The organism is Marinobacter sp. ELB17 (genome assembly GCF_000169375.1).
Classification (GTDB): domain Bacteria; phylum Pseudomonadota; class Gammaproteobacteria; order Pseudomonadales; family Oleiphilaceae; genus Marinobacter.
The window spans coordinates 1-25,918 of sequence record NZ_AAXY01000007.1; the positions used below are offsets into that span (position 1 = coordinate 1).

Genomic DNA, 25,918 nt, shown 5'->3' on the forward strand with positions numbered 1-25,918 from the left:
GGCGCGTCATTCACACCTACATAGTTGCCCAACGACTTGGACATCTTCTGCACCCCATCCAGACCCTCAAGAATGGGCACCGTCAATATGACTTGCGGCTTCTGACCGTAGTTCTTCTGCAGCGCCCGCCCCATCAGCAGGTTAAACTTCTGATCGGTGCCGCCCAGCTCAACGTCTGCCTTCAGGGCGACCGAATCGTATCCTTGAATGAGAGGGTATAGAAATTCGTGTATCGCAATCGGCTGACCACCGGTGTAACGCTTGTCAAAATCGTCGCGCTCGAGCATGCGAGCCACCGTGTACTGCCCCGCCAAAGCAATCATGTCGGCGGCGCTCATTTTGCTCATCCATTCGGAATTAAAAGCAACGCGGGTTTTGGCAGGGTCCAGAATTTTAAACACCTGCTCTTTATAGGTAACCGCATTAGCCGCTACCTGCTCACTGGTTAGCGGCGGCCGGGTAGCACTCTTGCCCGACGGGTCGCCAATCATACCGGTGAAGTCGCCGATCAGGAAAATGACTTCGTGACCCAAATCTTGGAACTGGCGCAGCTTGTTAATAAGCACCGTGTGGCCAAGATGAAGATCAGGCGCAGTGGGATCAAAACCAGCCTTAATACGCAGCGGGCGCCCTTCTTTAAGTTTGGCGACTAGCTCCTCCTCGGGAATTAGCTCGTCGATACCACGCTTGATCAGCGCTAGCGATTCATCAATCGATGCCATGAACACCCCACCTTATAATTTGACTTGAAACAGTTCCAGTTCACAGAGTTCGATAACAACCCTGCCTATTCGCCGCGACTTTGCTAAGATGCTATTGTTCATTTTTTAACCATCTCTGAGTAGTCGTGGCGACGCATTATAACAATCGCGCTCCGAGAAATCCGCGCAACAAACACCGCAACTGTAATGTTGACGTCTGTTGCCGATGATTCTTATACGGTAATCTATCAGCTAGACTATTAAAATCAGATTTAATACAGCGGCACAAGCTGCCGAAATATCGACTAAAACGGGTGAAATACGTGTTCAAAACATTCCCCAAGACCCACATTACCATCGCAGCAGCGGCCACCGTTGTTGTTACCACTGCCATGCTGATGAGCCCGAGTGCGGATGTAGAAGCCAAGCGTATGTCCATCGCACTTGATCTTGAATCGGGCGCAGCCACTACCGTTGTTACTCCTCCTCCTGCGGTACCAGCATCGTTAGTGCCTGGGGCACAAGCAAAAGCAACCCAAGCATCAAGCACCGCAACCAACCTAAATTCAAACCTGATAACTGCCGTTACGCCTTCGACCGCACTTACAGCCGAAGCAGAGGAGGCCCTTCTCTCTAGCCCTGGCAAGCCGACCATAGACGTGCAATCGTTTGATGTTCGTTCGGGCGACACCTTGTCGTCTCTGTTCAAAAAAGCCGGCTTTAATGATGGCATTATGCTGTCGGTTATTCATGGAACAGGCGAAGCCAAGAAACTGCAGCGCCTTTACGCCGGCGAGACCCTCCGTTTTGCCACAGATTCTGAAGGATCCCTTGCCGGGGTCGAGCTGCAGCGAAGCAAATTGGAAAGCCTTAGCATTACCCAAGGTGAAGACGGGTTCATTGGCAAAAAGGTTGTTCGCGAGCCTGAGGTGCAAACGGCATTTGCTAGTGGCACCGTCGACGGCTCCCTTTACCTGGCTGCCCGTGCTGCAGGAATGGACGACCGGCTAACCATGGAAATGGCCGGCATTTTTGGCTGGGACATCGATTTTGTATACGACGTGCGCAAAGGCGATCGCTTTGAAGTGGTTTACGAAGACCTGTATCTGGACGGCGAGAAATTTGGCAGTGGACGCATCCTGTCGGCGAACTTCGTTAATCGCGGCGAAGACAACATCGCCATGTTGTACACAGACGCTCAGGGTGAAACCGATTACTACAGCCCCACTGGCAGCAGTATGCGCAAAGCCTTTTTGCGCGTGCCGCTAAACGCCCGGGTTTCGTCATCCTTTAATTTGCAGCGTCGGCATCCAGTGCTAGATGTAGTCAGGCCCCACGAAGGCACCGACTATGCAGCCCCCCCCGGCACACCCATTAAAGCGGTGGGCAACGGGCGGATCAAATTTGCCGGCTGGAAAGGCGGTTACGGCCGTACGGTTGTGTTGTCACACGGCGACAATATTACAACGCTTTATGCCCACATGAGCAAACTTGGCAAAGGCATCAAAAATGGCGGACGAGTTAAGCAAGGTGAAACCATCGGTTACGTTGGCTCTTCCGGCATGGTCACAGGCCCGCACTTGCACTATGAATTTCGGGTTAACGGTGCACCGCGCAACTCACGCACCGTTAAGTTGCCAGACGCCAAGCCTATTCCAAAAACCGAACTGGCCCGCTTCAAGAAATTCACTCAGCAACAGTTGGCACAGCTAGACGATTTGCGCGGTAACGAAAAACAGCCTTTGACTCTGGCTTCAGGGAAATAAACATGACCGCCTGGATAGGGCTGATGTCAGGCACCAGCATGGACGGCATAGACGCCGCGCTGGTGTCGTTTGAAACCAACACCATAGAATTTCACGCCCGCCACACCTTGGCCTACCCCGCCGAACTTCGATCCAGGCTAGAACTGGCCGCCCAGAATCACGCAACACCCGACGAGTTGGGTGAGCTGGATACACTGACGGGCCAGTTGTTTGCCAAGGCTGCCAACACCGTTATTCAGCAATCCGGCATACCTGTAGAGAGTATTGGCGCGGTGGGCAGCCATGGCCAAACAATACGCCACCAGCCTAGCGGCAGCGCGCCATTTTCCCTGCAAATTGCTAACCCAAGCATTATCGCCGAGTACACCGGAGTCGCGACCGTTGCCGATTTTCGTCGCCGCGACATGGCCGCTGGAGGGCAAGGCGCGCCGCTGATGCCACTGTTTCACCAGTCATTTTTCAGCAGCGTAGAGGAAGATCGCTGCATCATCAATTTGGGCGGCATTGCTAATATTACCTGGCTACCGAGAGCCGGAACAGGAAGCGTTTACGGGTTTGATACAGGCCCGGCCAATGCCCTGTTAGATGCCTGGTGTGCCGACCAGACTGGCCGTCATTTTGACTGTGACGGCCGCTTGGCCGAAGAAGGTATTGTCAACGAGGCGTTGCTTGGTGATTTTTTTACTGACGCCTACTTTGCAAGCCCGGCACCAAAAAGTACCGGCAAAGAACGCTTTAATCTAGGCTGGATAAAAACTCGGCTGCAGCGTTACCCAGACTTACGTGCTTCCGATGTGCAGCGCACACTACTACAGCTTACGGTGGTCAGTATTGCTCGGCAGATGCCACAATCGACGGCGTTTACAGTGTATGTGTGTGGCGGCGGGGCGCTGAACCCCGTGTTGATGCGCGAACTTGCTCGGGCGCTTAGCCCGGCAGCTGTGTGTAGCACTGAGGAACTGGGGCTCGACCCGCAATGGGTGGAACCCGCAGGATTTGCCTGGTTGGCTCGCCGCACCGTTCTGGGACTGAGTGGCAATCTACCAGAAGTGACCGGCGCCAGCGGGCCGAGAGTGTTGGGGGCCATCTACCCGGCCTGATGAATGCCGAGTTCCGACAGTTCATCACGCAATGCCGGCAGCCAGTAGACAACGCCAACAGCTCGTTAGATTTAGATGGAGAAGGAACTGCCGCAGCCGCAAGTGGAGCTGGCGTTGGGGTTGTTCACCACAAATTGTGATCCCTGTAGACCTTCCAGATAATCGACTGTAGAACCTACCAAGTACTGATAACTCATCGGGTCTACCAGTAGTTTCACGCCGTCGCGCTCGATAATTGTGTCTTCATCGTCTTGGGCGTCATCGAATGAAAACCCGTACTGAAAGCCAGAACACCCCCCACCGGTTACATACACCCGCAACTTGAGGTCGGCGTTGCCTTCTTCATCAATAAGCTCTTTGGCTTTGGCCGCCGCACTGTCACTGAAAAACAGCGGGGCTGATACCTGTTGCTGAACTACGCTCAAGTTCCCCTCCGGAATGTTGGCTGAATTTTAATGATTATCGTATTCCTGACTAAAACAATCAACTATTACCAGAGCGCAAACATTGCGCAGCGCGACGCCTCTGCCCACGGGCTAATTTGCCACCAGTTTGCTCCATAGAAAAGTACGCTTGGCCTGCACGGTTTCGTTACCTTTCGGCTGCGCTACTACTTGCACCTCCAGAGGCTCAAACCCATCGGGTAATGTGAGTGAGCCGTTAATGTCCTGGAAATAGCGAAAGCGGAACTTGATACCCACATCATCAATCTGTGGCGATACATCACGTAGCGGGATTGCCTCTGCACTATCACCAGACTGGCCCAACAGATTCACGGCTACCACACCCGACTGATAGAGCTTATTGTTGCCAACCTGGGTCACCACCAGCCGAAAATCGAAACCGCCCTCGGGGTTTTTATCAATACTCAGGCGGTCAATCTGCAAGCCTTTGGCCACGCTTGCCGGAGCCATGATTTTTTTATAAAAACCCAGATCCAAGCGCAACTGGGCATTGCTGGTTTCCAGCGCCACAATGCTCTGCCGGGCCTGGGTCAACGCTTGCTCGTCAATCGCCCGCCCACGCTCCAAACTTATTTGTTGCTGCCGGGCTGCCTGATACTGTTTGCGCAGTTCTGTCGCAGACGCTTCTAACTGGTCACGCTCAACTTCAACCTGGCCCAAGCGTGCACCTTCACTATCAGTGCCGTGCTGCACACCGGCCCAGTAGCCGCCGGCCAAAAACGTCCCGCAACCCAGCGCCAACATCAACCTGCGACGGCCAACACCTGCACGTTTAATTGTTTGAAGGGCGGAGTTAACCACCCTTGAGCGCCGCGCCAGCAGCCCGATTTACAGCTGTTACGGCTCTCATGGCAGCATGGCTGGCGCTTCCAGGCCCATGGTTTCGGGCAGGCCAAACATGACGTTCATATTCTGTACGGCCTGACCGGCAGCACCCTTCACCAGATTATCAATCACCGAGGTAACAATAATCACGTTGCTGTTTTCCTGGCGGTGCAACGCCATGCGGCAGTGATTTGCGCCGCGCACACTGCGGGTTTCCGGGTGACTGCCAAACGGCATTACATCCACAAAGGGCTCATCGCGATAACGCTCTTCGTACAACTCCTGCAGCCGGTCAAAATCGCCTGCATTATGCAATTCAGCGTAGAGCGTTGCTTCTATACCGCGAATCATCGGCACCAAGTGCGGCACAAATGTAACGCCCACCGCTGTTCCTGCGGCCTGGCTCAAGCCTTGGCGAATTTCCGGCAGGTGGCGATGGCCAGAGGCACCATAGGCTTTGAAACTTTCACCAACCTCGCCATGCAACATACCCACGCTGGCCTGACGGCCCGCACCACTGGAGCCCGATTTGGCGTCGGCAATTAAGCGGGAGCTGTCTACCAGCCTGTTTTCCAACAAAGGCAGAAAACCCAGTTGCACCGCAGTAGGATAACAACCGGGGTTAGCCACCAGCTGGGCATCATGGAGTTCACTACGCACTACTTCGGGCAGACCGTAAACGGCCTTTTCCGCCCACTCCGGACTCTCGTGAGGCATCCCATACCAATTAGCCCACACGTCCAAATTTTTCAAGCGGAAATCGGCCGACAAATCCACGACGCGCACACCCGCTGCCATCAACTCCGGCACCATTCGCATGGCTACACCGTGTGGCGTGGCAAAAAACACCAGATCACATTGGCAAAGCACAGCAACATCGGGTTCTGAAAACGCCAGATCAAAGTGGCCGCGCAGATTTGGGTAAAGGTCAGAAACGGGCATACCCGCTTCCGAACGCGAGGTAATGCAATGCACTTGTGCCTGGGGATGCACGGCCAGAACCCTCAACAATTCCACGCCGGTGTATCCGGTGCCACCTACAATACCTACTTTAATCACGTTTAAGCTCCCACTCGTCTGTTTCCTGAAATTGCATTTTTAGCCATTATTCTATCATGATAAGCCAACCGCTTATTGCAGCCCTGACAGGGGTGGCTACAATACCAAAGACAATCTGCGCCGGATTAGTACCGGTATGAGAATCATCAACCGGCCCAGGCCCTGCATGCACCCCTTATGATCCGTTCCGCACGCCCGCTAATGGCGAAAATGAAAGCCAGTTTCCGGCGCCGGTTATCCGGGGCAGACGCGCTACCTCAACTGGCCGTGCTGGGACTGCTGTCCGGATTAGTGACCGGCGTGGTGATACTGCTGTTCCGACAGGCGATCGAGTGGCCGCTGGGTTACTTTTTGCCAGGCGATAGTTTCGAATCTTTCGAGCAACTACACATCATCACTCGCGGACTGCTGCCACTTGCCGGCGCTCTAACGTTGGGGTTAATGCTGCATCGCTTGGCGATTCACGACCGCAAAGTCGGCATTGTTCATGTTATGGAACGCCTGAATTATCATCAAGGGTACATTTCCCTGCGCAGCGCCATTGTGCAGTTTGTGTGCGGGGTACTGACCGTTGTCAGTGGCCAGTCGGCGGGCCGCGAGGGCCCTGCGGTGCATTTGGGCGCGGCTTTTTCGAGCCTGATGGGCCAATGGATGCGGCTACCCAACAACAGCATTCGTACCCTGGTTGCCTGCGGCTGTGCGGCCGCCATCTCGGCCTCGTTCAACACGCCCATTTCCGGGGTAATCTTCGCGATGGAAGTGGTGATGATGGAATACACGATGGCTGGCTTCACCCCTATTATTCTAGCCGCGGTGAGCGCGGCCGTAGTGAATCAGGTGGTGTACAGCTCCGAGCCCGCCTTCAGCGTGCCAGCGCTGACCATGAATTCATTGCTGGAAATACCCTGGATTCTGGTGATCGCCGTCATCATTGGTGTGGCAGCCGCGCTTTTTATCAAGCTGGTGGATGTGATGGGCCGTTTTCACCAACGTCCGGTGCTGCTGCGCCTGTGTGTGGCGGGGCTATTGATGGTGCCCTTTGCTCTGCTGATTCCGCAGACCATGGGCATTGGCTACGACACTGTTAATGATACTATTCACGGTCATCTGGGGTTCTGGCTGTTGCTGGCCGCAGGGATGGCCAAGCTGTTGATTACCTCGACAACCATAGGCCTGGGAATGCCCAGCGGGGTGATTGGCCCCACGGTCTTTATGGGCGCCACCCTAGGCGGAGCCATGGGTTTGATTGGCGCAAAAATCGCGCCGGAACTAACATCATCGGTGGGTTTTTACGCCATGTTGGGCATGGGCGCCATGATGGGCGCCGTATTACAGGCGCCGCTAGCGGCACTGATGGCCTTGATGGAGTTAACCCGTAACCCCAACATTATCCTGCCGGGAATGCTGATCATTACCACATCGAGCTTGGTCACCAGCGAAGCGTTTGGCTGTAAATCGCTATTTTTGACCATTCTCAAGTCTCAAGGCCTAAGCTATCAGAACTCTCCGGTCATTCAGGCGTTGCGGCGGGTATCGGTGGCGGCCATCATGGATAAGAGTATCCTCCGCATTCAGCGCAGGCTGACGCCTGAGCAAGCCCGCAAGATTCTGAAATCCGAGCCCAAATGGCTAGTGATTGACGGCAGCAACGGACCAACGTCGCTGATGCCGGCGGTAGATCTGGCACGTTTTCTGGAGGACAGCGAAAAACTGCTGAAAACCGAAGACCAGCCCCTGCCCGAGCAGATTGATCTGATGAACATACCGGCAAATCGTCGCGATCTGGCGCCGGTGCAATATCAGGCCACGCTTGAAGAGGCATTGTATGAATTTGATAACAGCAGCGCAGAAGCTCTGTATGTTCAGCGCCACGTGGCGCCAATGATCCTGCGAATTCATGGCGTTGTGCTGAAATCAGATATCGAAAGTTATTATCAATATCGGCGGAGTTAAGCATGCTTTGGATTAAGGCTTTTCACATAATTTCGATGGTATGCTGGTTTGCCGGCATTTTTTACCTTCCGCGACTATTTGTTTACCACGCGGCCTGCGAAGACGAACCGGGCCGCGAACGCTTCAAAATCATGGAGCGCAAGCTGTATCGCGGGATTACCACGCCGTCGATGGTTGCCACCGTATTTTTTGGCGTGTGGCTGATCAGCTATAACGTGTCTGGCTACTTCAGCCAAGGCTGGTTTCACGTCAAACTCGTATTCGTGGCGCTGTTGATCGTTTATCACTTTTACTGTGGCCACTTGGTCGAAGTGTTCCGCGACGATCGCAACACCCGAGGCCACGTGTTTTACCGCTGGTTTAACGAATTGCCCGTATTTGTGCTGCTGGCAGTGGTTATTCTTGCGGTTGTACGGCCATTCTAGGCCGCCACTACACGGTTATTCCCAACAACAATCTCAGCGCAAGGAGAGAGCCATCAAACTCCGCAGCCGTCCCCAAGTATTGATTTTGTCCGGGCTGGACCCCTCCGGTGGTGCCGGTGTGCAAGCCGACATTCAGTCTGTTACCTCTCTGGGCTGTCATCCGCTGCCAGTGCTGACTTGCCTGACCGTGCAAGACACCCGCAACGTTTATGCTGCGGAGCCGATTGACGCCGATCTGATTCGTCGTCAACTTGAATGCCTGGCTGGCGACACGCCTATTCACGCCATAAAAACCGGCGCCCTGGGTAATGCTGACGTGGTGGACGTGCTGGTAGAATTTGTCCGCAAACGCCCGCACATACCGTTGATTGTAGACCCTGTAATTAAAGCCGCCGGCGGCGGTGATCTGGCAGACTCGGAACTCATTAACGCCATGCTGACGCGGCTGTTCCCCCTGGCGGAAATGATCACGCCCAACGGTGTGGAACTGGAATTGCTGACCGGCGAACCTGATCCGCAAAAAGCCGCCGCGAAACTCCAGCTGGCTGGCTGCGGTGACGTGTTGGCCACAGGTGGCCACGGCACCGGCGAAGCCATCATCAATGTGCTGTACCGCCGTGATGCCGAGCCCCAGCGTTGGCATATCGAACGTATTGGTGGCGAATATCACGGTACCGGTTGCACGCTGGCATCCTCTATTGCCGCAGGCCGTGCCTGCGGCCTGTCGCAGCGCGCTGCTATCGCGCAAGCGCAGAACTACGTGCATCGTGCCATCGTTCAGGCGCTGAAAGTGGGTGAGGGGCAACCTGTCCCCGATCGGGGGATTCTATGGGAACATTAACGCTGAAACCCGGTCTGTATGCCATTACCGACGGCCACTTAACCCCTGGTGATACACTTATAGCGGCGGTAGAAGCCGCCCTGGAAGGTGGCGCAGTACTGGTCCAATACCGTGAAAAACACTTGCCGGCAGCAGAACAGCTGCGCCAGGCCAGCGCTCTGCAATCCGCCTGCAGCAATGCAGGTGTACCGCTACTGATTAATGACAACATCGAGCTGGCCTTGCGGGTGCAAGCAGCCGGCGTGCATCTGGGCCAAGGCGATACCGCCTTGGCCGACGCTCGGCGCCTGCTCGGTGAACAGGCCATTATTGGCATTACCTGCCACGCCGACTTAGCGTTGGCGCAAGCCGCCTGCGAGCAAGGTGCAAATTATCTGGCATTTGGCCGGTTTTATCCATCAACCACAAAACCCAACGCTTCTGCGGCCGACACACAGGTACTGGGACTGGCCAAACAGTTCAAGCTCCCGGTGACCGCCATTGGCGGCATTACCCTGGGCAACGCCGAACCCTTGATTCAGGCTGGCGCCGATTTGCTGGCGGTAGCCGGTGGGCTTTTCAGCACCGACATGGATGCCACTGCAAAACGCGCCCGCGAATTTAGCCGGCTGTTTGTCCAACATCGTTCTCAATTTTTTCAAAGCATTTAACAGGAGCCCAGACATGACGCACTCCGAAACCCTGTTCGAACAGGCCCAGAAATACATTCCTGGTGGAGTTAACTCCCCGGTACGGGCTTTTCGCGGTGTTGGCGGTACGCCTATTTTTTTCAAGCGTGCCCAGGGCGCGTACCTTTATGATGAAGATGATCGTCGTTACATTGATTACATCGGCTCTTGGGGGCCAATGATTGTTGGCCACTCTGACCCTCGTATCAGAGCCGCCCTGCACGCTCAGATTGATCTGGGCGTGGGATACGGCGCACCAACCGCCATCGAAACCGAGATGGCCAAGAAAGTGTGCGAACTGGTGCCGTCCATCGAACTGGTGCGCATGGTGAACTCCGGCACCGAAGCCACTATGAGCGCGCTGCGCCTGGCCCGCGGCTACACAGGCCGCGACAAAGTGGTCAAATTTGAGGGTTGCTACCACGGCCACGTTGATTCACTGCTAGTGAAAGCCGGTTCCGGCGCGCTGACCCTTGGCGTGCCTAATTCTCCTGGTGTACCCGCTTGCCTGGCCGAACTCACCCTGACCCTGAACTTCAACGATATTGATGACGTGCGCGAAACCTTCCGCGCCATGGGCAACGAGATCGCGGCCATTATTGTAGAGCCGGTAGCCGGCAACATGAACTGCATTCCACCGGTTCCGGGGTTTCTGGAAGGCCTGCGCGAGATCTGCGACGAATACGGCACAGTGTTGATCTTTGACGAAGTGATGACCGGTTTCCGGGTGTCACTGGGCGGCGCCCAGGGTTTGTTCGGCGTAACCCCAGACCTGACGGCGCTGGGCAAAGTGATCGGTGGCGGCTTACCGGTAGGTGCTTTCGGCGGCAAACGCGAAATCATGGAACACATTGCGCCTTTGGGCCCGGTTTACCAAGCGGGCACTTTGAGCGGTAATCCGCTGGCGATGACCGCTGGCCTGGCCACACTGAACGCGATTTCCGAACCTGGATTTCACGACGCACTGACCCTTAAGACTGAAAAAATCTGCGCTGGCCTGAAGGCAGCAGCCGACGAGGCGGGTATTCCGCTGGCGGTACAAGGTGCCGGTGCCATGTTCGGTTTCTTCTTCAGCAAAGAATCGTCCGTCACTCGCTTTGACCAAGTGATGGAGTGCGATATCGAACGCTTCAAGAAGTTTTTTCAGGGCATGCTGGCCGAAGGCATTTACCTGGCGCCGTCGGCTTTTGAAGCCGGCTTTACCAGCGCCGCCATTTCCGATGAGAACATCGAGTTCACTCTGAACGCAGCACGCAAAGTATTTGCAACGCTTTAAAATGTTGTGACAACGTTGCCCCAAGCAAAAAGGCCACGGCTAAACGCCATGGCCTTTTTGCTGCCCGCAGTTCTTTTTTGGGCGACCATTTTGCCTGAATTACAGCCGCGCGGCGCGGCTTTCGGCCTGCCGCGCACCAGCCACATTGCCCCGAGCTCTGCGAATATCGGCCAACAGTAACCAGCCTGAACGCTGCAGGCGCTCATCACGCCCCGCCAGCGACAGCCCCTTAAGGGTAAACTGTTCAGCGCTGCCAAGCTGGCCTGTCATCACGTAAGCTTCGGACAGTTTGAAATACACCGCCGCAGACCTCGGTGCAATGCGCTGCGCCCGTTCCAGGCGGGTAATCGCCGCAGCCCCATTACCCTGCGCCATCAGGGTATCGGCCTCTTTTACCAGGCCCGCTGCCGCAGCAGGCATCTGATCACCGGATTCGCGGTACCCGGGCACGCCTGTTTGCTGTTGTGCTTTTTGTTCAGGCGGCTGTTCGCTTTTGCGCCATACCTGCGGTTCATCGGCTGGCTTGGCGGCGCCGTCGGTCAGTGGCGGTTTGGGCGCCTGCGGACGCTCTCCGGCAGGCACGTAAATACCATCACCTGGTCCGCTGGCACAGCCCGCCAGTAACAAAACGGCACAAACAACTGCGCTGCGAAACACTTGTGCTCTCATCTGCACTCTCATCATTGAAACAATCCTTCAAACCAACCACGGATTTTTTGTGGCAGAGCGCCAGCACAGGTGATTGTCTGCTTTGGCTCGCTGCCGATGATAAACGGCATTAGGCGCGCATTCTCGCATTGTTCATCGGTTAACGCCTGCTGTTGTACATTTACCCAATGGTATTGCACGCCGTCGGGTAATACCGGCGTGAAACTGTTTTGCGGCACCTGAGCCATAAACTTCGACCACACCGGCAAGGCTCCACTGGCCCCAGTTAACGGGGTAGCGCCGTTGTCGTCTCGCCCTACCCAGACGACCGCCAGCAAGTCGCCGCTAAAGCCGGCGAACCATGCATCGCGGCCGTCATCAGTGGTGCCTGTCTTACCGGCCAACGCCAAAGCGCGGGGTACAGTGTTATAGGCCGAGCGGCCCGTGCCCTCTTGCATGGTTTCCTGCATAGCGTATTGCAGCAGATGCACTGCGGCCGGGTCGGCCACCTGGTTCACCTGCAAACTGTAGCGACTAAGCGGTTCGCCGCCCGCCTCGGTCACTTCTCGAATGGTGCGTAGGGGGGTGTTAAACCCTGACGTCGCCAGGCCCTGGTATATCTGCGCCACATTCACCGGCGTCATCGCTACAGCGCCCAACAGCATAGACGGATAGTCAGAAATAGCCGAGTCGGTGCCAAACGCCTGCAGCGTGGATTTCACCTCGGCCAACCCAATGTCCAGACCCACCCGAACCACCGGCAGGTTATAGGATTTAGACAACGCCTGATGCAAGGGTACTTCGCCCCGTTCCAGACCGTCGTAGTTTTTTGGCTGCCATACCGTGCCATTCTCGAATTTCAGGGTGAAGCGTGTGTCCTGCAACGGCGTAATCAGCGTGTAACGCTGCGGCTGCGACAACGCGGCCAGGTACACAAAGGGCTTCACCAATGAACCAATCTGGCGGCTGGCATCCAGTGCTCGATTAAAACCGGCGTAACGCGGGTCACGCCCGCCGACCAGAGCCAGCACTTCGCCGCTGTCTTTCGCCGTCACCACCAACGCCGACTCCAGCGCTTTGTCGCCCAAGCGTGCCAGCGTTTCCGTTACAGCCTTCTCAGCAGCCACTTGCATAGCAGGGTTAAGGGTTGTGAAAACTCGCAGGCCTTCGCTGCGTAAGTCCTCTTCTTTGTAATCCCGCGCCAGGTGGCGGCGAACCAGGTCGATATAAGCCGGATAGCGATTCTGTGAAAAAGAAGCTTTGTCACTCACGCCCAAAGGCAAAGACCGTGCACGCTGCGCGTCGGCTTCACCCAACAGGCCTGCCTGCTGCATTTGGTCCAGCACCAGGTTGCGCCTTGCCGTGGCACGTTGCGGATGGCGACGAGGGTTGTAATAACTGGGCCCCTTGACCATGCCAACCAGCAGCGCCAATTGGTGGGGCAGCAAATCCTCTAATGCCTCGGCAAAATAGAACTGGCTGGCCAGACCAAAACCGTGAATGCTGCGTGTCCCCGCCTGGCCCAGATACACCTCGTTAAGATAGGTCTCCAGAATGTCGCTCTTGCTGTAGTGCAGTTCCAGCAGAATCGACATCAAAGCCTCGTTACCCTTGCGCAGCAGGGTTTGCTCGCGGGTCAGAAAAAAGTTTTTCACCAGCTGCTGGGTGAGCGTACTACCACCCTGAACAATACCGCCTGCACGAACGTTTGCCAGCATGGCGCGGGCAATCGACAGCGGCGCAATACCGTGGTGGTCATAAAAACGGCGGTCTTCCACCGCCATCAGCGCAGCCGGCAGCAACTCTGGCAATTTATCCAGCTGTACTAAAATTCGGTCTTCTTGATGCGCCGGATAAATACCACCAATCTGCGCCGGTTCCAGACGCACAATCGCGCTATCCGGGCCTTTAACAACCTGTAAGTTCTGAACCTGGTCACCCGCTATACTCAGAGCCAAGTGCCGCCGCGGCTCTTTGCCATCTGGGAAATCAAAGCCGCGACTGCTGATCAGAAAGCGCCCGCCGCTGCGCTGATAACTGCCCGAGCGTGAACCATCGCCTTTGTGGAAGCCCGCCAGTGCCAACTCCTGCTCTAGCGCAGCGGCACTTACCGGAGCACCGCTGTAAAGTTCCAGCGGCCGGGCATAAACCCGCGATGGCACCTCGAAGCGGCGACCCTCAAAGCGCGATGTGACCTGCGCATCCAGATACACCATCCAGCCCGCCAGCAAGAACAGGCCAAGCAGTGCCAGACGCAGTAAAATACGCCAGAAACCCTTGCGGCGGGACTGTACGGCGGCGAGCTGTTTACGGGGAGCCGGTTTTTTGCGACCGGGCTTGCGGGTCTTATCGGTATTTTTCATGGCGGCAGTATAACGAACGCTCTGATGTCTGGTGTGACTAATTGGTAAGCCTACTGACCTTCTGGGGGACTTGCGAATTAGCCAGACAATACACTAGCCTTCGCAGCAGGCCAGTTGTGTGTTATTTCCGTAATCTAGCCATTATGATGTCACATAGACAATTAATGGGTTCAAGCAACACGAGGAAAACACTTTGAGCGATTCGCCTGCGAACACACTGGTTCAAGCTTTACAAAATCCGGCTTTGTACGACCATCCGGTTCACCAGTTTCAGGTTATCGAAACTCACATTTCCCAGGTTCTTCTGACCGGTGAGTTTGCCTACAAAATCAAGAAGCCGATGAATTTTGGCTTCCTCGACTTTTCCACCTTGCCGCAGCGCAAGCATTTCTGCGAAGAAGAGCTGCGGCTGAACCGGCGCCTGGCAGCGCCTTTGTATCTGCAAGTTATCCCCATTACCGGCACGCCACAAAATCCGGTGTTGGGTGGCAGCGGGGAAGCCTTTGAGTACGTTTTGAAAATGCGCCAGTTCCGCCAGGACGATTTGTTCGATCGCCAGCAGGAACGGGGCGAACTGGAGCCGGGCCGCCTGGCGACACTGGCCCAACAAGCAGCGAAGTTTCACGACAGCCTGCCGCCGGTTGATCCCTCCAGCCCGCTGGGAGCCCCCGACGCGGTCTACGCCGCCATGCAGGAGAATTTCGACCAGATTCGGCCGCTGCTGAGCGATGCCAGCCAGCTTGCACAGCTGGACAATCTGGAAATCTGGACCCGCACCACCTTCGAGCGCCATCAGCCACTGATTGCTGCACGCCACCAACAAGGCCTGGTGCGTGAATGCCATGGCGATCTGCATCTGGCGAACATCACTCTGTATAACGATCAGGTAACGGTGTTCGACTGCATCGAGTTCAACGAGCCGTTCCGCTGGATTGACGTTATTAACGATCTAGCATTCCTGCTGATGGACCTGGAATCCCGGGGCGAAACCGCCAAAGCCAACTTGGTGTTGAACACCTACCTGGAATATCGCGATGATTTTGAGGCGCTGCCTCTGCTGCCGCTTTACAAGGCTTACCGGGCAATAGTGCGAGCGAAAATTGCGCTGTTCACTATGGGTAATCCGTCCTTGGGCGACAGTGAAAAAGAAGAGCTGATGCAGCGTTATAACGCTTACGCTCAGCTTGCAGAAGATTACAGCAGCATTCCTAACCGCTACTTTATTGCCACCGTCGGCTTATCCGCAAGTGGCAAAACCTGTGTCAGTGCCGCTTTGGCTGGCGAACTGGGTCTTATTCGGCTGCGATCGGACGTTGAACGCAAACGTCTGCATGGGCTGGCGCCGCTGGACGGCAGTCAGTCGCCTACCGGGGGCAACCTGTACTCCGTCGAAGCCAACACAAAGACTTATGAACGCTTGGCGAAGCTTGCCAGCAGCCTGCTTGCTGCGGGCTTCCCGGTTATAGCCGACACTGCCTGTCTGAAAGAACAGGAGCGCGCGCTGTTTGCCGCTGTTGCGGAAAGCCAGGGAGTGCCCTTTGCGCTGATTCACTGCGAAGCACCAGAGGGGCTGCGAAAAGAATGGGTACGCAAACGCAAAGGCGACGCCTCGGAAGCCACAGAAGAATTGCTGGATGCCCAGAAAGACTGGTTTGAACCTCTGACAGCTGAAGAAAAAATCTATACCGCCCATCTTCGTACCGATCAGGAACATGTGGCAGAAGCCGTTGCAGACCGAATTCGACAGCATTTTGGGCTTCTCCCCAGGTAAGTTCCTGGAGCTACCAGGGCCAAAACGGACTGGATGAACGATGCTCGTTATAGAACCGGAACAGAACGCTATAAGGAAACATCATGCAAACCGACGCCGTGCATCATATTAAAGACCCGCTCTACGAAACGCTTCGCACGGAGGATATTAGCGCCTTCAATGCCAAAAAATTAACCCGGGGCGACCTGCCCAGTTTTTCTCATGGGGATTTCAGAGGGCTGGATTTGCGTGGCATGGATGCCACAGGGCTCGACATGAGCCACGCCTATTTTCGAGGCGCGGACCTGAGGGGTATAGATTTCAGTCACTCAAACCTGGAAGGAGCCAGTATTGCGGGTGCCAAGATTTCCGGTAGCTTCTTTCCTGACCGGCTTCAAGCCGATGAGATCTTGATGTCTCTGAACCACGGCACGCGAATGCGGTACAGCACAGGCACGTGACAAACAGGCAAATGAAGCTGGACTGTTGAACTGAACCGGACATCAGACTTCGAGAATAACCGGCACCGGTTCGGTTAGATTCATCTCGCCGGACGGGCTGCCGTCATCGTTGGCCAGGTTTGCCCGGTAGGCCATGATCTCTACGCCTGCATCACGGGCTTGTCGCAGCAGCTGGCCGTAATGCTGGTCTATGTGATCTGCCGGCCGCACCGTTTCGATAGCCGTGTGATTCACCACAAAAAACAGCACCGCACGATCACCCAGCGCAACCTGAGCCATAAGCTCTCGCAAGTGCTTTTGCCCGCGGGTTGTCACGGCGTCTGGAAAAAAGCCCTGGCCGTTGTCCTCAAGCGTTACGTTTTTCACTTCCACCCAGGCATCCGGCTTCGCTTCATGCCCGGAAAGCAACAGATCAATTCGGCTTTTTTCTTCGCCATATTTTACTTCTGGGCGGCAATGGCTATATCCAGTCAGCTCACTGATACGGCCCGCTTCAATCGCCTCGCGGGCCTGGGAGTTCGGTCTTGCCGTATTTATACAGGCCAGGGTGCCAGGAACCGTTTCAACAAGTTCCCAGGTATACGGCAACTTGCGCGCAGGGTTATCGCTGCGGCTCAGCCACACCCTTCCATCCGCCGGTTGACAGCCCAGCATGCTGCCGGTGTTCGGGCAATGTGCGGTCACTTCGCTGCCATCGGCCAGTCGCACATCGGCCAAAAAGCGTTTGTAGCGGCGATTAAGCCGCCCCTCCAGTAACGGTTGTTCAAACTTCATGCATACCTCTAAGTCATATGTATTGCAGCAAAGCTGGCACCTCCGCAACTTATCTGCTATTTTCCGCCAAATCCCGTTTTAGTGCGAATGCTTTATAATCCAGGTTTTATACCGCACAGCCACGGGGGCTGACGCGAAAGGAAGCAAAGCGTTCTTGTAGCAGTACTCACAAGAGGCCGGTTTCAATGACCAATAAAACAGCCAATTCAAGCGAAAACTTCACCAACTTCACTCCTTACGAAATGAAAAAAGGTGAAGAATACATGAGCGCGGACATGCTTGAACACTTCAAAGGCCTGCTACTGAAGTGGAAGCAAGAGCTGATGGAAGAAGTGGATCGCACCATGCACCACATGCAGGAAGATGCTGCCAACTACGCAGACCCCAGCGACAGAGCTACCCAAGAGGAAGAGTTCAGCTTGGAACTGCGCACCCGTGACCGCGAGCGCAAACTGATTAAGAAGATCGACAAAACCGTTGATCGCATCGACAAAGACGATTACGGCTTCTGCGACCAGTGCGGTGTAGAAATAGGCGCCCGCCGGCTTGAAGCCCGGCCCACTGCCACACTGTGCATTGATTGCAAAACCCTGGCGGAAATCCGCGAGCGCCAGACCGGCATCTGACCTGTCTACCAACCTGTCAAAACCGCGCCGGCTGCTATTGCACCGGCGTAATTTACCATGACGCCTAACGTTTCCTACCGCGGCCGCTTCGCTCCATCGCCCACCGGCCCGCTGCACTTCGGCTCACTGGTGAGCGCGTTGGCCAGCTACCTGGAGGCAAAGCACCGCCAGGGCCAATGGCTGGTGCGCATTGAAGATCTGGACCCATTACGCCAACCAGTAGATGCGACACCCCGAATACTCCACAGCCTGAGCGCTCACGGCCTGATTGGCGATGAACCTGTGCGCTACCAATCCCAACGCCATAGCGCTTACCGCGCCGCTGCTGAAACCCTGATGGAAACAGGGCACGCCTACTTTTGCCGCTGCTCACGCAAACAGCTGAAGGCCAACCAGGGTCAACACCCCAACCATTGCCGCAACCATTACCTCAACCCAAGTGTGTCCAACGAACACCCCTGGCCGCCCGGCGACTTCGCCCTGCGCTTTGCTTTGCGCAGCCAACGCTGCCGCTGGACCGACCAGCTGCTGGGTGAACAGCAACAGAGCCTGCAGGCAGAAACAGACGACCCGGTAATACTGCGTAAAGAAGGCTTCTACGCTTATCAATTGGCAGTAGTGGTTGACGATATCGATCAAGCCATCAGCCACGTAGTGCGCGGTTCAGACCTGCGCACCATGACCGCCGCCCAGCACCAGATGTTTCAGGCGCTGGGTGCCGTCGTGCCACAATTTTTGCACATTCCTGTGATACGCAACCAGCAAGGCCAAAAGCTGAGCAAACAGAACCACGCCCCGGCGCTGGACGACGCCAATGCCAGCGCAAATCTACTGGCCGCGCTGAACGCTTTAGGGCAGCAACCGCCAGCGCAACTGGCCCAGCAACCACCCTCCACCGTTCTTGCCTGGGCCCACGCCCACTGGCAGCGCAGCGCGATTCCTGTGCCAACCGCCCAGCACTGGTAGCCCGCCATTTCTGACAGCAGCGCCGCGATCGTGCTATAAAGCCATGAATCCACTGCGGCACGGTTACTCTAGATGTATATCTATCGTCTGGTTTTTTTGCTGGTCCTGGCGATTTACGTCTTCTCTCCCAACATCCTCGACTGGTGGATGTCGTCCGGCAATGCCTGGTACAGCCCGTATCTGATCTGGGCCGGACTGATTGCCATTGGCGTATGGTTGGAATGGCGGCGTGATCCCAATGAATTTTAGTGCTGCCGGCCTGCTGCTGGTCAGCGTTGCCTACCTGAGTTTGCTGTTCGGCATTGCCTGGATATCAGAGCGCGGCTTGCTGCCACGCAAGCTGGTGCGCCACCCGCTCATTTATGTGCTTAGCTTGGGCGTGTACGCCGGCATTTGGTCGGTGTATGCATCGGTTGGTGCGGCGGCGGAAACCGGTTACGGCTTTCTTGCCTATTATGTGGGCATAAGCGGTGCATTTTTGTTGGCGCCGGTGCTACTGAATCCGTATATGCGTATCGGGCGGGCATATCAGCTAACCTCGTTGGCTGACCTTTTTGCCTATCGTTACCGCAGTCAATGGGCGGGCACTTTGGTCACGCTGTGTTCTGGCGCAGCCATTCTGGCTCTGTTGAGCATGCAAATTCAGGCCGTCACCAGTTCTGCCAGCATTCTTGCCCCCGATGTGTCGCCTAACCTTATTAGCGCTCTGTTCAGCGCAACCGTGGTGCTGTTCGCCATTTTGTTTGGCACCCGCCGCAGCGCCCACGCCAGCAACCACCGCGGGCTGGTGGTTGCCATCGCCTTTGACTCGCTGGTCAAGCTGCTGGCACTGTTACTATTAGGCGGCATCATTCTGTTTGGTGTGTTCGGCGGCCCCGATGCTCTTCAGCTCTGGCTGGACCAAAACCAAGCACCCGTCGTTGACATGGCTATGAGTATCGACGACGCCAGTTGGCGGGCGGTTATGCTGATGTCTTTCGCGTCGGTACTGGTACTGCCACACATGTACCACATGATTTTCAGTGAGAATCCGTCTCCGGCGTCGCTGGCCAAAGCCAGTTGGGGCCTCCCCTTGTACTTGTTGCTACTGGGCCTGCCGATACCGCTGATTCTTTGGGGCGGCCAGGAGCTTGGGGTAACCACCGCGGCCAATTACTACAGCATTGGTATTGGCCAAGCCTTGGGCAGCCCCGCGTTAACGCTGGTGATGTACATTGCAGGCCTCTCTGCCGCCAGTGGTTTAATGATTGTAAGCACCCTGGCGCTTGCGGGCATGGCCCTGAACCACATTGTACTGCCGTTGAAAACGCCCAAAGATCAGGCCGACATCTACCGCTGGCTGCAATGGGTCAAGCGGCTGCTGATTGCCCTGATCCTGTTTCTGGCTCTGATGTTTCATGAAACCCTGGGCAAAAATCTGCAGCTGTCGATTCTTGGTGCAATCTCTCTCACCGGTACCCTGCAGCTGTTACCCGGCGCCCTGGGAGTCATCTTCTGGCCCGAAGGCAATCGCCGCGGCCTGATCGCCGGCCTGCTGACCGGGCTGGCAATCTGGGTGATCACCCTGATGCTCCCCTTTTCCGGCGCTGCAAACCTGCTGTTGTGGCTGGACAGCCCGATAGTGTCGACCGCCGGTAACTGGCATCTTTTTATGTTCCTCAGTCTGGGCGCCAACGTCGTGATGTTCGTGGTGGTGTCTGTGCTTAGCTCCAGCAACAGTGAAGAACGCAGCGCCGCCCAGGCCTGCTCGCTCGGAGCCTTGTCGCGGCCGCAGCGGCGCGAATTGCTGGCAGCATCGTCTGCAGACTTTGTACGCCAGCTCAGCGATCCTCTGGGACAAGATGGCGCCCAGCGCGAGGTTGAACGCGCACTGTTACAACTGAAACTACCCGAAGTAGAGTACCGTCCTTATCAGCTAAGGCGCCTGCGAGACCAAGTGGAAGCCAATCTGTCGGGCCTGATGGGGCCGGAAATCGCCCGCGATATGGTCAAGCGCCATTTGGGGTTCAAACCCATGCAGCGCGCAGCCCAAGATATTCGATACGTGGAAGGCGCCTTGGGCGACTATCAGAACCGGCTCACCGGGTTAGCCGGTGAGCTAGACAACCTGCGCCGGCATTATCGTCAGACCCTATTAAATCTGCCCATACCCGCCTGTTCAGTGGGTGAAGATGGCGAAATCCTGATGTGGAATCAGACCATGGAGCGCCTGACCGGCATCAGCGCCGACGAAGTGGTTGGCGCACGCCTGGCCACCTTGCCGCCACACTGGCACCAGCTTCTGGACGACTTTAACCGGGGCGAGGACGTGCACCGCTACAAACACCGCCTGGACCTGCGTGGCCAGCCACACTGGCTGAACTTGCACAAAGCCGCCCTGAGCGGACCCGACCATGCCGAAAGCGGAAGCATTATTATGGTGGAAGACCAAACCGAGATTCGCTTGCTGGAAGACGAACTGATGCACAGCGAACGGCTAGCCTCAGTGGGCCGGCTGGCAGCCGGTGTCGCCCACGAGATCGGTAACCCGGTTACTGGTATTTCTTCGCTGGCGCAAAATCTGCGACTGGAAACCGATAACCCGGACATTCTCGACACCGCCGATCAGATTCAGCAGCAAACCCGGCGCATCTCGAATATTCTGCAGTCGCTGATGAATTTCGCCCGCTCCGGCAATCACGCCCCCGCCAACCGTTACGAACCGGTACAAATACGCCGCTGCGTGCAGGAGTCCATTAATTTATTGTCGTTGAGCGACAAGGGGCTGGGCATTTCGTACCTCAACGCCTGCCCGCCAGAACTGCTCATTCTGGGAGATGAACAGCGGCTGGTGCAGGTGTTTGTAAACCTGCTGACCAACGCCCGTGACGCCTCGCCAGATGGCGGCGAAGTGCGGGTGATTGGTGAGGCCGATGGCTACTCAGCTATCATCGAAGTCATCGACCAGGGAAGCGGTATCGCCGCCGACAAGCTTGACCACATTTTCGAGCCATTTTACACCACCAAACCCACCAATAAAGGCACAGGTCTTGGTCTTGCACTGGTTTACAGCATTGTTGAAGAGCACTATGGCAACATTCAGGCGGAGAGTCCGGCGAAGGGTCCGGTGCAGCTCAACGCCGCAAACAGCCGCAACCCGGGCACCTGCATTCGTCTGAAGCTGCCTGCTTACGAGCCCGAAGACACACCCGCTGCCTACAGCCAGAATCAAAGGTCCTAGCACAGATATGCCGCGTATCCTGATTGTTGAAGATGAAGACATCATTCGCTCCGCAGTCCGCAAGATGCTGACCCACGCCGGCTACGACGTCACCGACGCCGGTTCGGTGGAAGAAGCCGAGGAGCATGACCTCGGCAGTTTCGATCTGATCATATCCGATTTGCGATTACCCGGTGCTCCGGGCACCGAAATGATCCGACGCGCGCCGGCAACGCCGGTGCTGATTATGACCAGCTACGCCAGCCTGCGCTCCGCCGTTGACTCGATGAAGCTGGGGGCCGTGGAGTACATCGCCAAACCTTTTGATCATGACGAAATGCTGGCGTCGGTAGCCGCCATTCTGGCGCGCAAGTCCACGCTCGCGGCAGCTGATGACAGCTGCGCCGTGACCGCTAAAACAACACATCAAGCAGCAGATTCAGACCCGGCCAGTCTCATGTTTGGTCAATGTGAACCGATGCAGCGGGTGTTCACCCTGATTCGCAAAGTGGCACCCACCGAAACCACGGTGCTTATCCAGGGTGAGTCCGGCACCGGCAAAGAACTGGCGGCCCGCGCCCTGCACTTGCTGAGCCCGCGGGCGGCGGCTCCACTGATTTCCGTTAACTGCGCCGCCATTCCCGAAAGCCTGATTGAGTCAGAACTGTTCGGCCACGAAAAAGGCGCGTTCACTGGCGCAGTCAGCGCCCGCACCGGGCTTATTGAGGCGGCCAACGGCGGCAGTCTGTTTCTGGACGAAATAGGCGAATTGCCCGCCGAAGCTCAAGCCCGGCTACTGCGAGTTTTGCAAGAAGGCGAAATCCGTAAGGTGGGTTCTACCCAAAGCATCAAAGTTAACGTTCGCATGCTGGCAGCCACCCACCGCAATTTAAAAGCCATGACCCGCACCGGCGAATTCCGTGAAGATTTGTTCTATCGCCTGAACGTAATGCAGGTGCGTATTCCCCCTCTGCGCGATCGCCAGGGAGACATTCTGATACTGGCGCGGCGCTTTTTAAAGCGCCAAGGTGCCAAAATGGGCAAACCCGATTTGCAGTTCAGCGCAGACGCCATGCGCACTATAGAGCGGCATCGCTGGCCAGGAAACGTGCGAGAACTGGAAAATGCCATTGAGCGGGCCACTATTTTATGTGACTCCGAACTGATCACCCCCGCACTGCTGGACCTGAACGGCGACGGAGACAGCGAGTACATCCCCGAAACCCTGGTGGCCGGTAACAACGAGCAAGCCCATGTCCAAGGTGTAGGCAGCCAGGGTGATCTGTCGCTGGAAGACTACTTTCAACACTTCGTACTGGAGAACCAGGACCGTATGAGTGAAACCGAATTGGCCCAAAAACTGGGTATCAGTCGTAAATCTTTATGGGAGAGGCGACAGCGCCTTGGCATTCCGCGCAAAAAAACGTCTGGCAGCTGACATCGGCCGCTGCCGATCATTCTGCTGTGTGTTACCGACTGTTTCCTCTGGTAACACTTTCCCCGCCATTTATGACCTACCGGTAACACTCTCCCCAAATACGGGGTAACACCTACCCACACGAAAACGCCAAGAGACTGTTTATAATAGAATTTACAAAACTGGCACGGCGGCTGCTCTGTATATAGGGCACAACAACAAAAACAAGATGTGACAATGCAGCGTGCCAACAAAAACAAAAAATAGCTGCGAGAAGCGCTCAGCAACAAAAATAATAATAGAGTGCGAGCGAATTGAGTGTTTTGGATGCCTTGCTTTTTAGCGATCCCTTAGCTTGTGAAGGTTGTTGAAGCAGACAAGAAACGTGAGCTAGACGTCGCTGCCGATACGCAAGGCTTGAATAAAGCTTTTGATCACTCTAAGTATTCAAAGCTTTCTGTTTGTTTGAAATACCCTGATATTGGGGCTTACGGTGGGACACAATAAGTAAGAAGAATCCCGGCAATAATAAAAATAATTTAGATCGTCAAATTTTAGTGGGCGGGTTCGTGTAAGCGAATCCGCCCTTTAATTTATGGGCCCAGGTGAATGCTCGGGCATGGGCAAACCATAGCAATCCACAGCAAACGTGTGCAAAAGCGGCGCAAACCGTTAAACTCTTTGTTTTTGCTCATCGCCGCTATGGCCGCAACGGATTTCAATGCCTAAAAGACTCGTCGACAAACTGCGCTCGTTCATGCCCGGCAGCTCCCGGGAAAAACCCCTTGGCTATCAGCGGAGGGACATTTCACGGGACCAGCACAGTGTTTCCCGCACGGCCATCAGTGAGCCCGCCAAAAAAGTATTGCATCGCCTCAACAAAGCAGGCTACGAAGCCTACCTGGTGGGTGGCGGCGTGCGCGACATACTGCTCAGTGGCCAACCCAAAGATTTCGACATTGCGACCGATGCAACGCCGGAAGAAGTGCACGAACTGTTTCGCAACTCGCGCCTGATAGGGCGCAGGTTTCGTATTGTGCACGTGGTCTTCGGCCGCGAAGTCATCGAAGTGACAACCTTCCGCGGCAATGCCAATCCCGCCGACGATGACGATGACGATCGCAAAACCAGCGAACACGGGCAACTGCTGCGCGACAATGTCTACGGTAACCTCGAAGAGGATGCGCTGCGCCGGGATTTCACCATCAATGCCCTTTACTACTGCATCCGCGATTTCAGTGTTATTGACTTCGCAAATGGCATTGATGACCTGAACAACCGTCAGATGCGATTGATTGGTGACCCGGAAACCCGTTACCGAGAAGATCCTGTGCGCATGCTGCGCGCCATTCGTTTCGCTGCCAAACTCGATTTTGCCATCGAGCCGGCCACCGAGGCCCCCATTCGCGAGCTGGCACCGCTGCTGACCCACATTCCCGCGGCGCGACTGTTTGACGAAGTGCTAAAGCTTTTTTCCGCCGGTTATGGCGAAGCAACCTTTGACAAGCTGCGCCACTACGATTTGCTAGCGCCGCTCTTTCCCGACACCGCAAGCGCGCTGGCAGCCGGTGAACCCGACGAGCTAATTCGCCAAGCGCTGCGCAACACTGACGCACGCATAGCCCAAGGCAAGTCAGTCACCCCGTATTTCCTGTTCGCCGCTATGCTATGGCCTGCACTGCAAGCCGAATGGCGCCGACGCCAAGACAACGGCGATCCGGTACAGCCGGCTCTGCACGGTGCAATCTCCAAGGTGATTGGCCGCCAGGTACAGGCAACGTCTATCCCCAAGCGCTTTTCTGGGCCCATGAAGGAAATCTGGGAACTGCAGATGCGCCTGCCACGGCGCCAGGGCAAACGCGCACTGATCACCTTAGGGCATCCGCGTTTTCGCGCCGCCTACGATTTCTTATTGGTGCGTGAGAGCGCCGGCGAGATTGAGCCCGGTCTGGGCCAGTGGTGGACACAGTTTCAGCGCCTGGACGAACGCGCCCAGGAACGCATGATTACAGATCTTGACAGCGGTGAAGCCAAACCTCGCAAGCGCCGGCGTAAACCGGTTAAGCGGCCGCCGCAGGATTCATGATGACCGACGTATTCGTTGGCCTGGGTAGCAACCTGGCAGACCCGGCTGCGCAGCTGGGTCGCGCCATTGCAGAACTGGCAGCGTTGCCGAATACTACGCTGGTTGCTCAATCTCCATTTTATGCCAGCAAACCGGTGGGCCCTCAGGGCCAGCCAGATTATGTCAACGGTGCGGCATGGCTGAATACCAGCCTGAAGCCTCACGTATTGTTAAACCATTTGCAGAATATTGAACAGGCCCACGGCCGCGAGCGCCTGCAACACTGGGGGCCACGCACGCTGGACGTAGACGTGCTGCTGTTCGGCCAGCAAACGCTAAACGATGACCGCCTGACAGTACCCCACGCACAACTGTCGCAGCGGGACTTTGCCCTGCAACCCCTGCTGGACTTAAACCCGAAACTGACCCTACCCGACGGCACCACATTAGCACTGCTGCGCCAGCAGTGCCCTGATAACCAATTACGCAAACTGCCCCCAGTCGCTAGAAACGATCACTCCTAAACGCCCGAAATTTGCTAGTGTTAGGGTTGGAACGATACTGCTTCAGC

General features: G+C 56.0%; 23 protein-coding genes. 16 read left to right on the forward strand and 7 right to left on the reverse strand.

Annotated features, from left to right (window positions below; translation table 11 throughout):
* The coding region (tyrS, locus tag MELB17_RS10345; RefSeq protein WP_007350181.1) for a tyrosine--tRNA ligase at positions 1–722 on the reverse strand (722 nt) is incomplete at its 3' end.
* Between the two features lie 302 nt (positions 723–1,024).
* On the opposite strand from tyrS, the gene MELB17_RS10350 reads away from it, so the two are divergent.
* Together MELB17_RS10350 and MELB17_RS10355 are read left to right on the forward strand one after the other, a co-directional pair.
* Positions 1,025–2,467 (forward strand): OapA family protein, encoded by a 1,443-nt coding sequence (locus MELB17_RS10350; protein WP_007350182.1) that lies wholly within the window; start codon positions 1,025–1,027, stop codon positions 2,465–2,467.
* 2 nt (positions 2,468–2,469) lie between these two features.
* Positions 2,470–3,567, forward strand: coding sequence for an anhydro-N-acetylmuramic acid kinase (locus tag MELB17_RS10355; protein WP_007350183.1), 1,098 nt, complete (start codon positions 2,470–2,472; stop codon positions 3,565–3,567).
* Positions 3,568–3,638: 71 nt separating this feature from the next.
* On the opposite strand, the gene erpA is transcribed toward MELB17_RS10355, so the two are convergent.
* From erpA to argC, 3 genes are all read right to left on the reverse strand, one after another.
* Positions 3,639–3,992, reverse strand: a complete 354-nt coding sequence (gene erpA / locus MELB17_RS10360; RefSeq protein WP_007350184.1) for an iron-sulfur cluster insertion protein ErpA — start codon at positions 3,990–3,992, stop codon at positions 3,639–3,641.
* A 111-nt stretch (positions 3,993–4,103) separates the two neighbouring features.
* On the reverse strand, positions 4,104–4,832 hold the full coding sequence (locus MELB17_RS10365; protein WP_036184427.1) for a DUF6776 family protein: 729 nt from the start codon (positions 4,830–4,832) through the stop codon (positions 4,104–4,106).
* A 45-nt stretch (positions 4,833–4,877) separates the two neighbouring features.
* The gene (argC, locus tag MELB17_RS10370) at positions 4,878–5,915 is read right to left on the reverse strand and encodes an N-acetyl-gamma-glutamyl-phosphate reductase (protein WP_007350186.1); all 1,038 of its coding nucleotides are present in this window, start codon (positions 5,913–5,915) and stop codon (positions 4,878–4,880) included.
* Between the two features lie 177 nt (positions 5,916–6,092).
* Between argC and MELB17_RS10375 the strand changes: the two genes are divergently transcribed.
* The 5 genes from MELB17_RS10375 (at position 6,093) to hemL (ending at position 11,078) form a co-directional block, all read left to right on the forward strand.
* On the forward strand, positions 6,093–7,868 hold the full coding sequence (locus tag MELB17_RS10375) for a chloride channel protein (RefSeq protein WP_050774923.1): 1,776 nt from the start codon (positions 6,093–6,095) through the stop codon (positions 7,866–7,868).
* Between the two features lie 2 nt (positions 7,869–7,870).
* A complete protein-coding gene (gene hemJ / locus MELB17_RS10380; RefSeq protein WP_007350188.1) occupies positions 7,871–8,293 on the forward strand; it encodes a protoporphyrinogen oxidase HemJ in 423 nt (140 codons plus the stop codon).
* 79 nt (positions 8,294–8,372) lie between these two features.
* The gene (gene thiD / locus MELB17_RS10385) at positions 8,373–9,134 is read left to right on the forward strand and encodes a bifunctional hydroxymethylpyrimidine kinase/phosphomethylpyrimidine kinase (RefSeq protein ID WP_007350189.1); all 762 of its coding nucleotides are present in this window, start codon (positions 8,373–8,375) and stop codon (positions 9,132–9,134) included.
* The gene (gene thiE / locus MELB17_RS10390) at positions 9,122–9,784 is read left to right on the forward strand and encodes a thiamine phosphate synthase (RefSeq protein ID WP_007350190.1); all 663 of its coding nucleotides are present in this window, start codon (positions 9,122–9,124) and stop codon (positions 9,782–9,784) included. The genes thiD and thiE overlap by 13 nt, the downstream gene beginning before the upstream one ends.
* A 13-nt stretch (positions 9,785–9,797) precedes the next feature.
* Positions 9,798–11,078 (forward strand): glutamate-1-semialdehyde 2,1-aminomutase, encoded by a 1,281-nt coding sequence (hemL, locus tag MELB17_RS10395; RefSeq protein WP_007350191.1) that lies wholly within the window; start codon positions 9,798–9,800, stop codon positions 11,076–11,078.
* Positions 11,079–11,177: 99 nt separating this feature from the next.
* Here the strand turns inward: hemL and MELB17_RS10400 are convergent, their stop codons facing one another.
* Positions 11,178–11,762 carry a tetratricopeptide repeat protein gene (locus MELB17_RS10400; protein WP_007350192.1) on the reverse strand — a complete coding sequence of 195 codons (585 nt, stop codon included), beginning with the start codon at positions 11,760–11,762 and terminating at the stop codon, positions 11,178–11,180.
* Positions 11,759–14,089, reverse strand: a complete 2,331-nt coding sequence (gene mrcB, locus MELB17_RS10405; protein ID WP_007350193.1) for a penicillin-binding protein 1B — start codon at positions 14,087–14,089, stop codon at positions 11,759–11,761. The genes MELB17_RS10400 and mrcB overlap by 4 nt, the downstream gene beginning before the upstream one ends.
* 193 nt (positions 14,090–14,282) lie before the next feature.
* Between mrcB and MELB17_RS10410 the strand changes: the two genes are divergently transcribed.
* Positions 14,283–15,860, forward strand: coding sequence for an AAA family ATPase (locus MELB17_RS10410; RefSeq protein WP_007350194.1), 1,578 nt, complete (start codon positions 14,283–14,285; stop codon positions 15,858–15,860).
* Between the two features lie 83 nt (positions 15,861–15,943).
* On the forward strand, positions 15,944–16,300 hold the full coding sequence (locus MELB17_RS10415) for a pentapeptide repeat-containing protein (RefSeq protein ID WP_007350195.1): 357 nt from the start codon (positions 15,944–15,946) through the stop codon (positions 16,298–16,300).
* A gap of 42 nt (positions 16,301–16,342) precedes the next feature.
* Here the strand turns inward: MELB17_RS10415 and sfsA are convergent, their stop codons facing one another.
* Positions 16,343–17,074, reverse strand: coding sequence for a DNA/RNA nuclease SfsA (gene sfsA / locus MELB17_RS10420; protein ID WP_007350196.1), 732 nt, complete (start codon positions 17,072–17,074; stop codon positions 16,343–16,345).
* 185 nt (positions 17,075–17,259) lie between these two features.
* Between sfsA and dksA the strand changes: the two genes are divergently transcribed.
* The 7 genes from dksA to folK all read left to right on the forward strand — a co-directional run bounded on the left by dksA (position 17,260) and on the right by folK (position 25,871).
* Entirely contained in the window at positions 17,260–17,700 is a 441-nt protein-coding gene (dksA, locus tag MELB17_RS10425; protein ID WP_007350197.1) for an RNA polymerase-binding protein DksA, read from the forward strand.
* Positions 17,701–17,757: 57 nt separating this feature from the next.
* Positions 17,758–18,666 (forward strand): tRNA glutamyl-Q(34) synthetase GluQRS, encoded by a 909-nt coding sequence (gene gluQRS / locus MELB17_RS10430; RefSeq protein ID WP_007350198.1) that lies wholly within the window; start codon positions 17,758–17,760, stop codon positions 18,664–18,666.
* Between the two features lie 72 nt (positions 18,667–18,738).
* A complete protein-coding gene (locus tag MELB17_RS25075) occupies positions 18,739–18,915 on the forward strand; it encodes a hypothetical protein (RefSeq protein WP_007350199.1) in 177 nt (58 codons plus the stop codon).
* Complete coding sequence (locus tag MELB17_RS10440; RefSeq protein WP_007350200.1) at positions 18,905–21,886, forward strand: ATP-binding protein; 2,982 nt, start codon at positions 18,905–18,907, stop codon at positions 21,884–21,886. Before MELB17_RS25075 ends, MELB17_RS10440 begins: the two co-directional genes overlap by 11 nt.
* Positions 21,887–21,893: 7 nt before the next feature.
* Positions 21,894–23,303, forward strand: coding sequence for a sigma-54-dependent transcriptional regulator (locus MELB17_RS10445; RefSeq protein WP_007350201.1), 1,410 nt, complete (start codon positions 21,894–21,896; stop codon positions 23,301–23,303).
* A gap of 700 nt (positions 23,304–24,003) precedes the next feature.
* On the forward strand, positions 24,004–25,368 hold the full coding sequence (pcnB, locus tag MELB17_RS10450; protein ID WP_007350202.1) for a polynucleotide adenylyltransferase PcnB: 1,365 nt from the start codon (positions 24,004–24,006) through the stop codon (positions 25,366–25,368).
* The gene (gene folK / locus MELB17_RS10455) at positions 25,368–25,871 is read left to right on the forward strand and encodes a 2-amino-4-hydroxy-6-hydroxymethyldihydropteridine diphosphokinase (protein ID WP_007350203.1); all 504 of its coding nucleotides are present in this window, start codon (positions 25,368–25,370) and stop codon (positions 25,869–25,871) included. The genes pcnB and folK overlap by 1 nt, the downstream gene beginning before the upstream one ends.
* Positions 25,872–25,918: the final 47 nt, after the last annotated feature.

Coding starts and splice junctions, on each gene's coding strand:
- thiE (WP_007350190.1), top strand. CDS start 9,122: ATGGGAACATTAACGCTGAAACCCGGTCTGTATGCCATTACCGACGGC.
- dksA (WP_007350197.1), top strand. CDS start 17,260: ATGACCAATAAAACAGCCAATTCAAGCGAAAACTTCACCAACTTCACT.
- MELB17_RS10415 (WP_007350195.1), top strand. CDS start 15,944: ATGCAAACCGACGCCGTGCATCATATTAAAGACCCGCTCTACGAAACG.
- MELB17_RS10400 (WP_007350192.1), bottom strand. CDS start 11,762: ATGATGAGAGTGCAGATGAGAGCACAAGTGTTTCGCAGCGCAGTTGTT.
- MELB17_RS10355 (WP_007350183.1), top strand. CDS start 2,470: ATGACCGCCTGGATAGGGCTGATGTCAGGCACCAGCATGGACGGCATA.
- sfsA (WP_007350196.1), bottom strand. CDS start 17,074: ATGAAGTTTGAACAACCGTTACTGGAGGGGCGGCTTAATCGCCGCTAC.
- MELB17_RS10375 (WP_050774923.1), top strand. CDS start 6,093: ATGATCCGTTCCGCACGCCCGCTAATGGCGAAAATGAAAGCCAGTTTC.
- pcnB (WP_007350202.1), top strand. CDS start 24,004: ATGCCTAAAAGACTCGTCGACAAACTGCGCTCGTTCATGCCCGGCAGC.
- MELB17_RS10445 (WP_007350201.1), top strand. CDS start 21,894: ATGCCGCGTATCCTGATTGTTGAAGATGAAGACATCATTCGCTCCGCA.
- MELB17_RS10440 (WP_007350200.1), top strand. CDS start 18,905: ATGAATTTTAGTGCTGCCGGCCTGCTGCTGGTCAGCGTTGCCTACCTG.
- gluQRS (WP_007350198.1), top strand. CDS start 17,758: ATGACGCCTAACGTTTCCTACCGCGGCCGCTTCGCTCCATCGCCCACC.
- folK (WP_007350203.1), top strand. CDS start 25,368: ATGACCGACGTATTCGTTGGCCTGGGTAGCAACCTGGCAGACCCGGCT.
- mrcB (WP_007350193.1), bottom strand. CDS start 14,089: ATGAAAAATACCGATAAGACCCGCAAGCCCGGTCGCAAAAAACCGGCT.
- hemL (WP_007350191.1), top strand. CDS start 9,798: ATGACGCACTCCGAAACCCTGTTCGAACAGGCCCAGAAATACATTCCT.
- hemJ (WP_007350188.1), top strand. CDS start 7,871: ATGCTTTGGATTAAGGCTTTTCACATAATTTCGATGGTATGCTGGTTT.
- MELB17_RS25075 (WP_007350199.1), top strand. CDS start 18,739: ATGTATATCTATCGTCTGGTTTTTTTGCTGGTCCTGGCGATTTACGTC.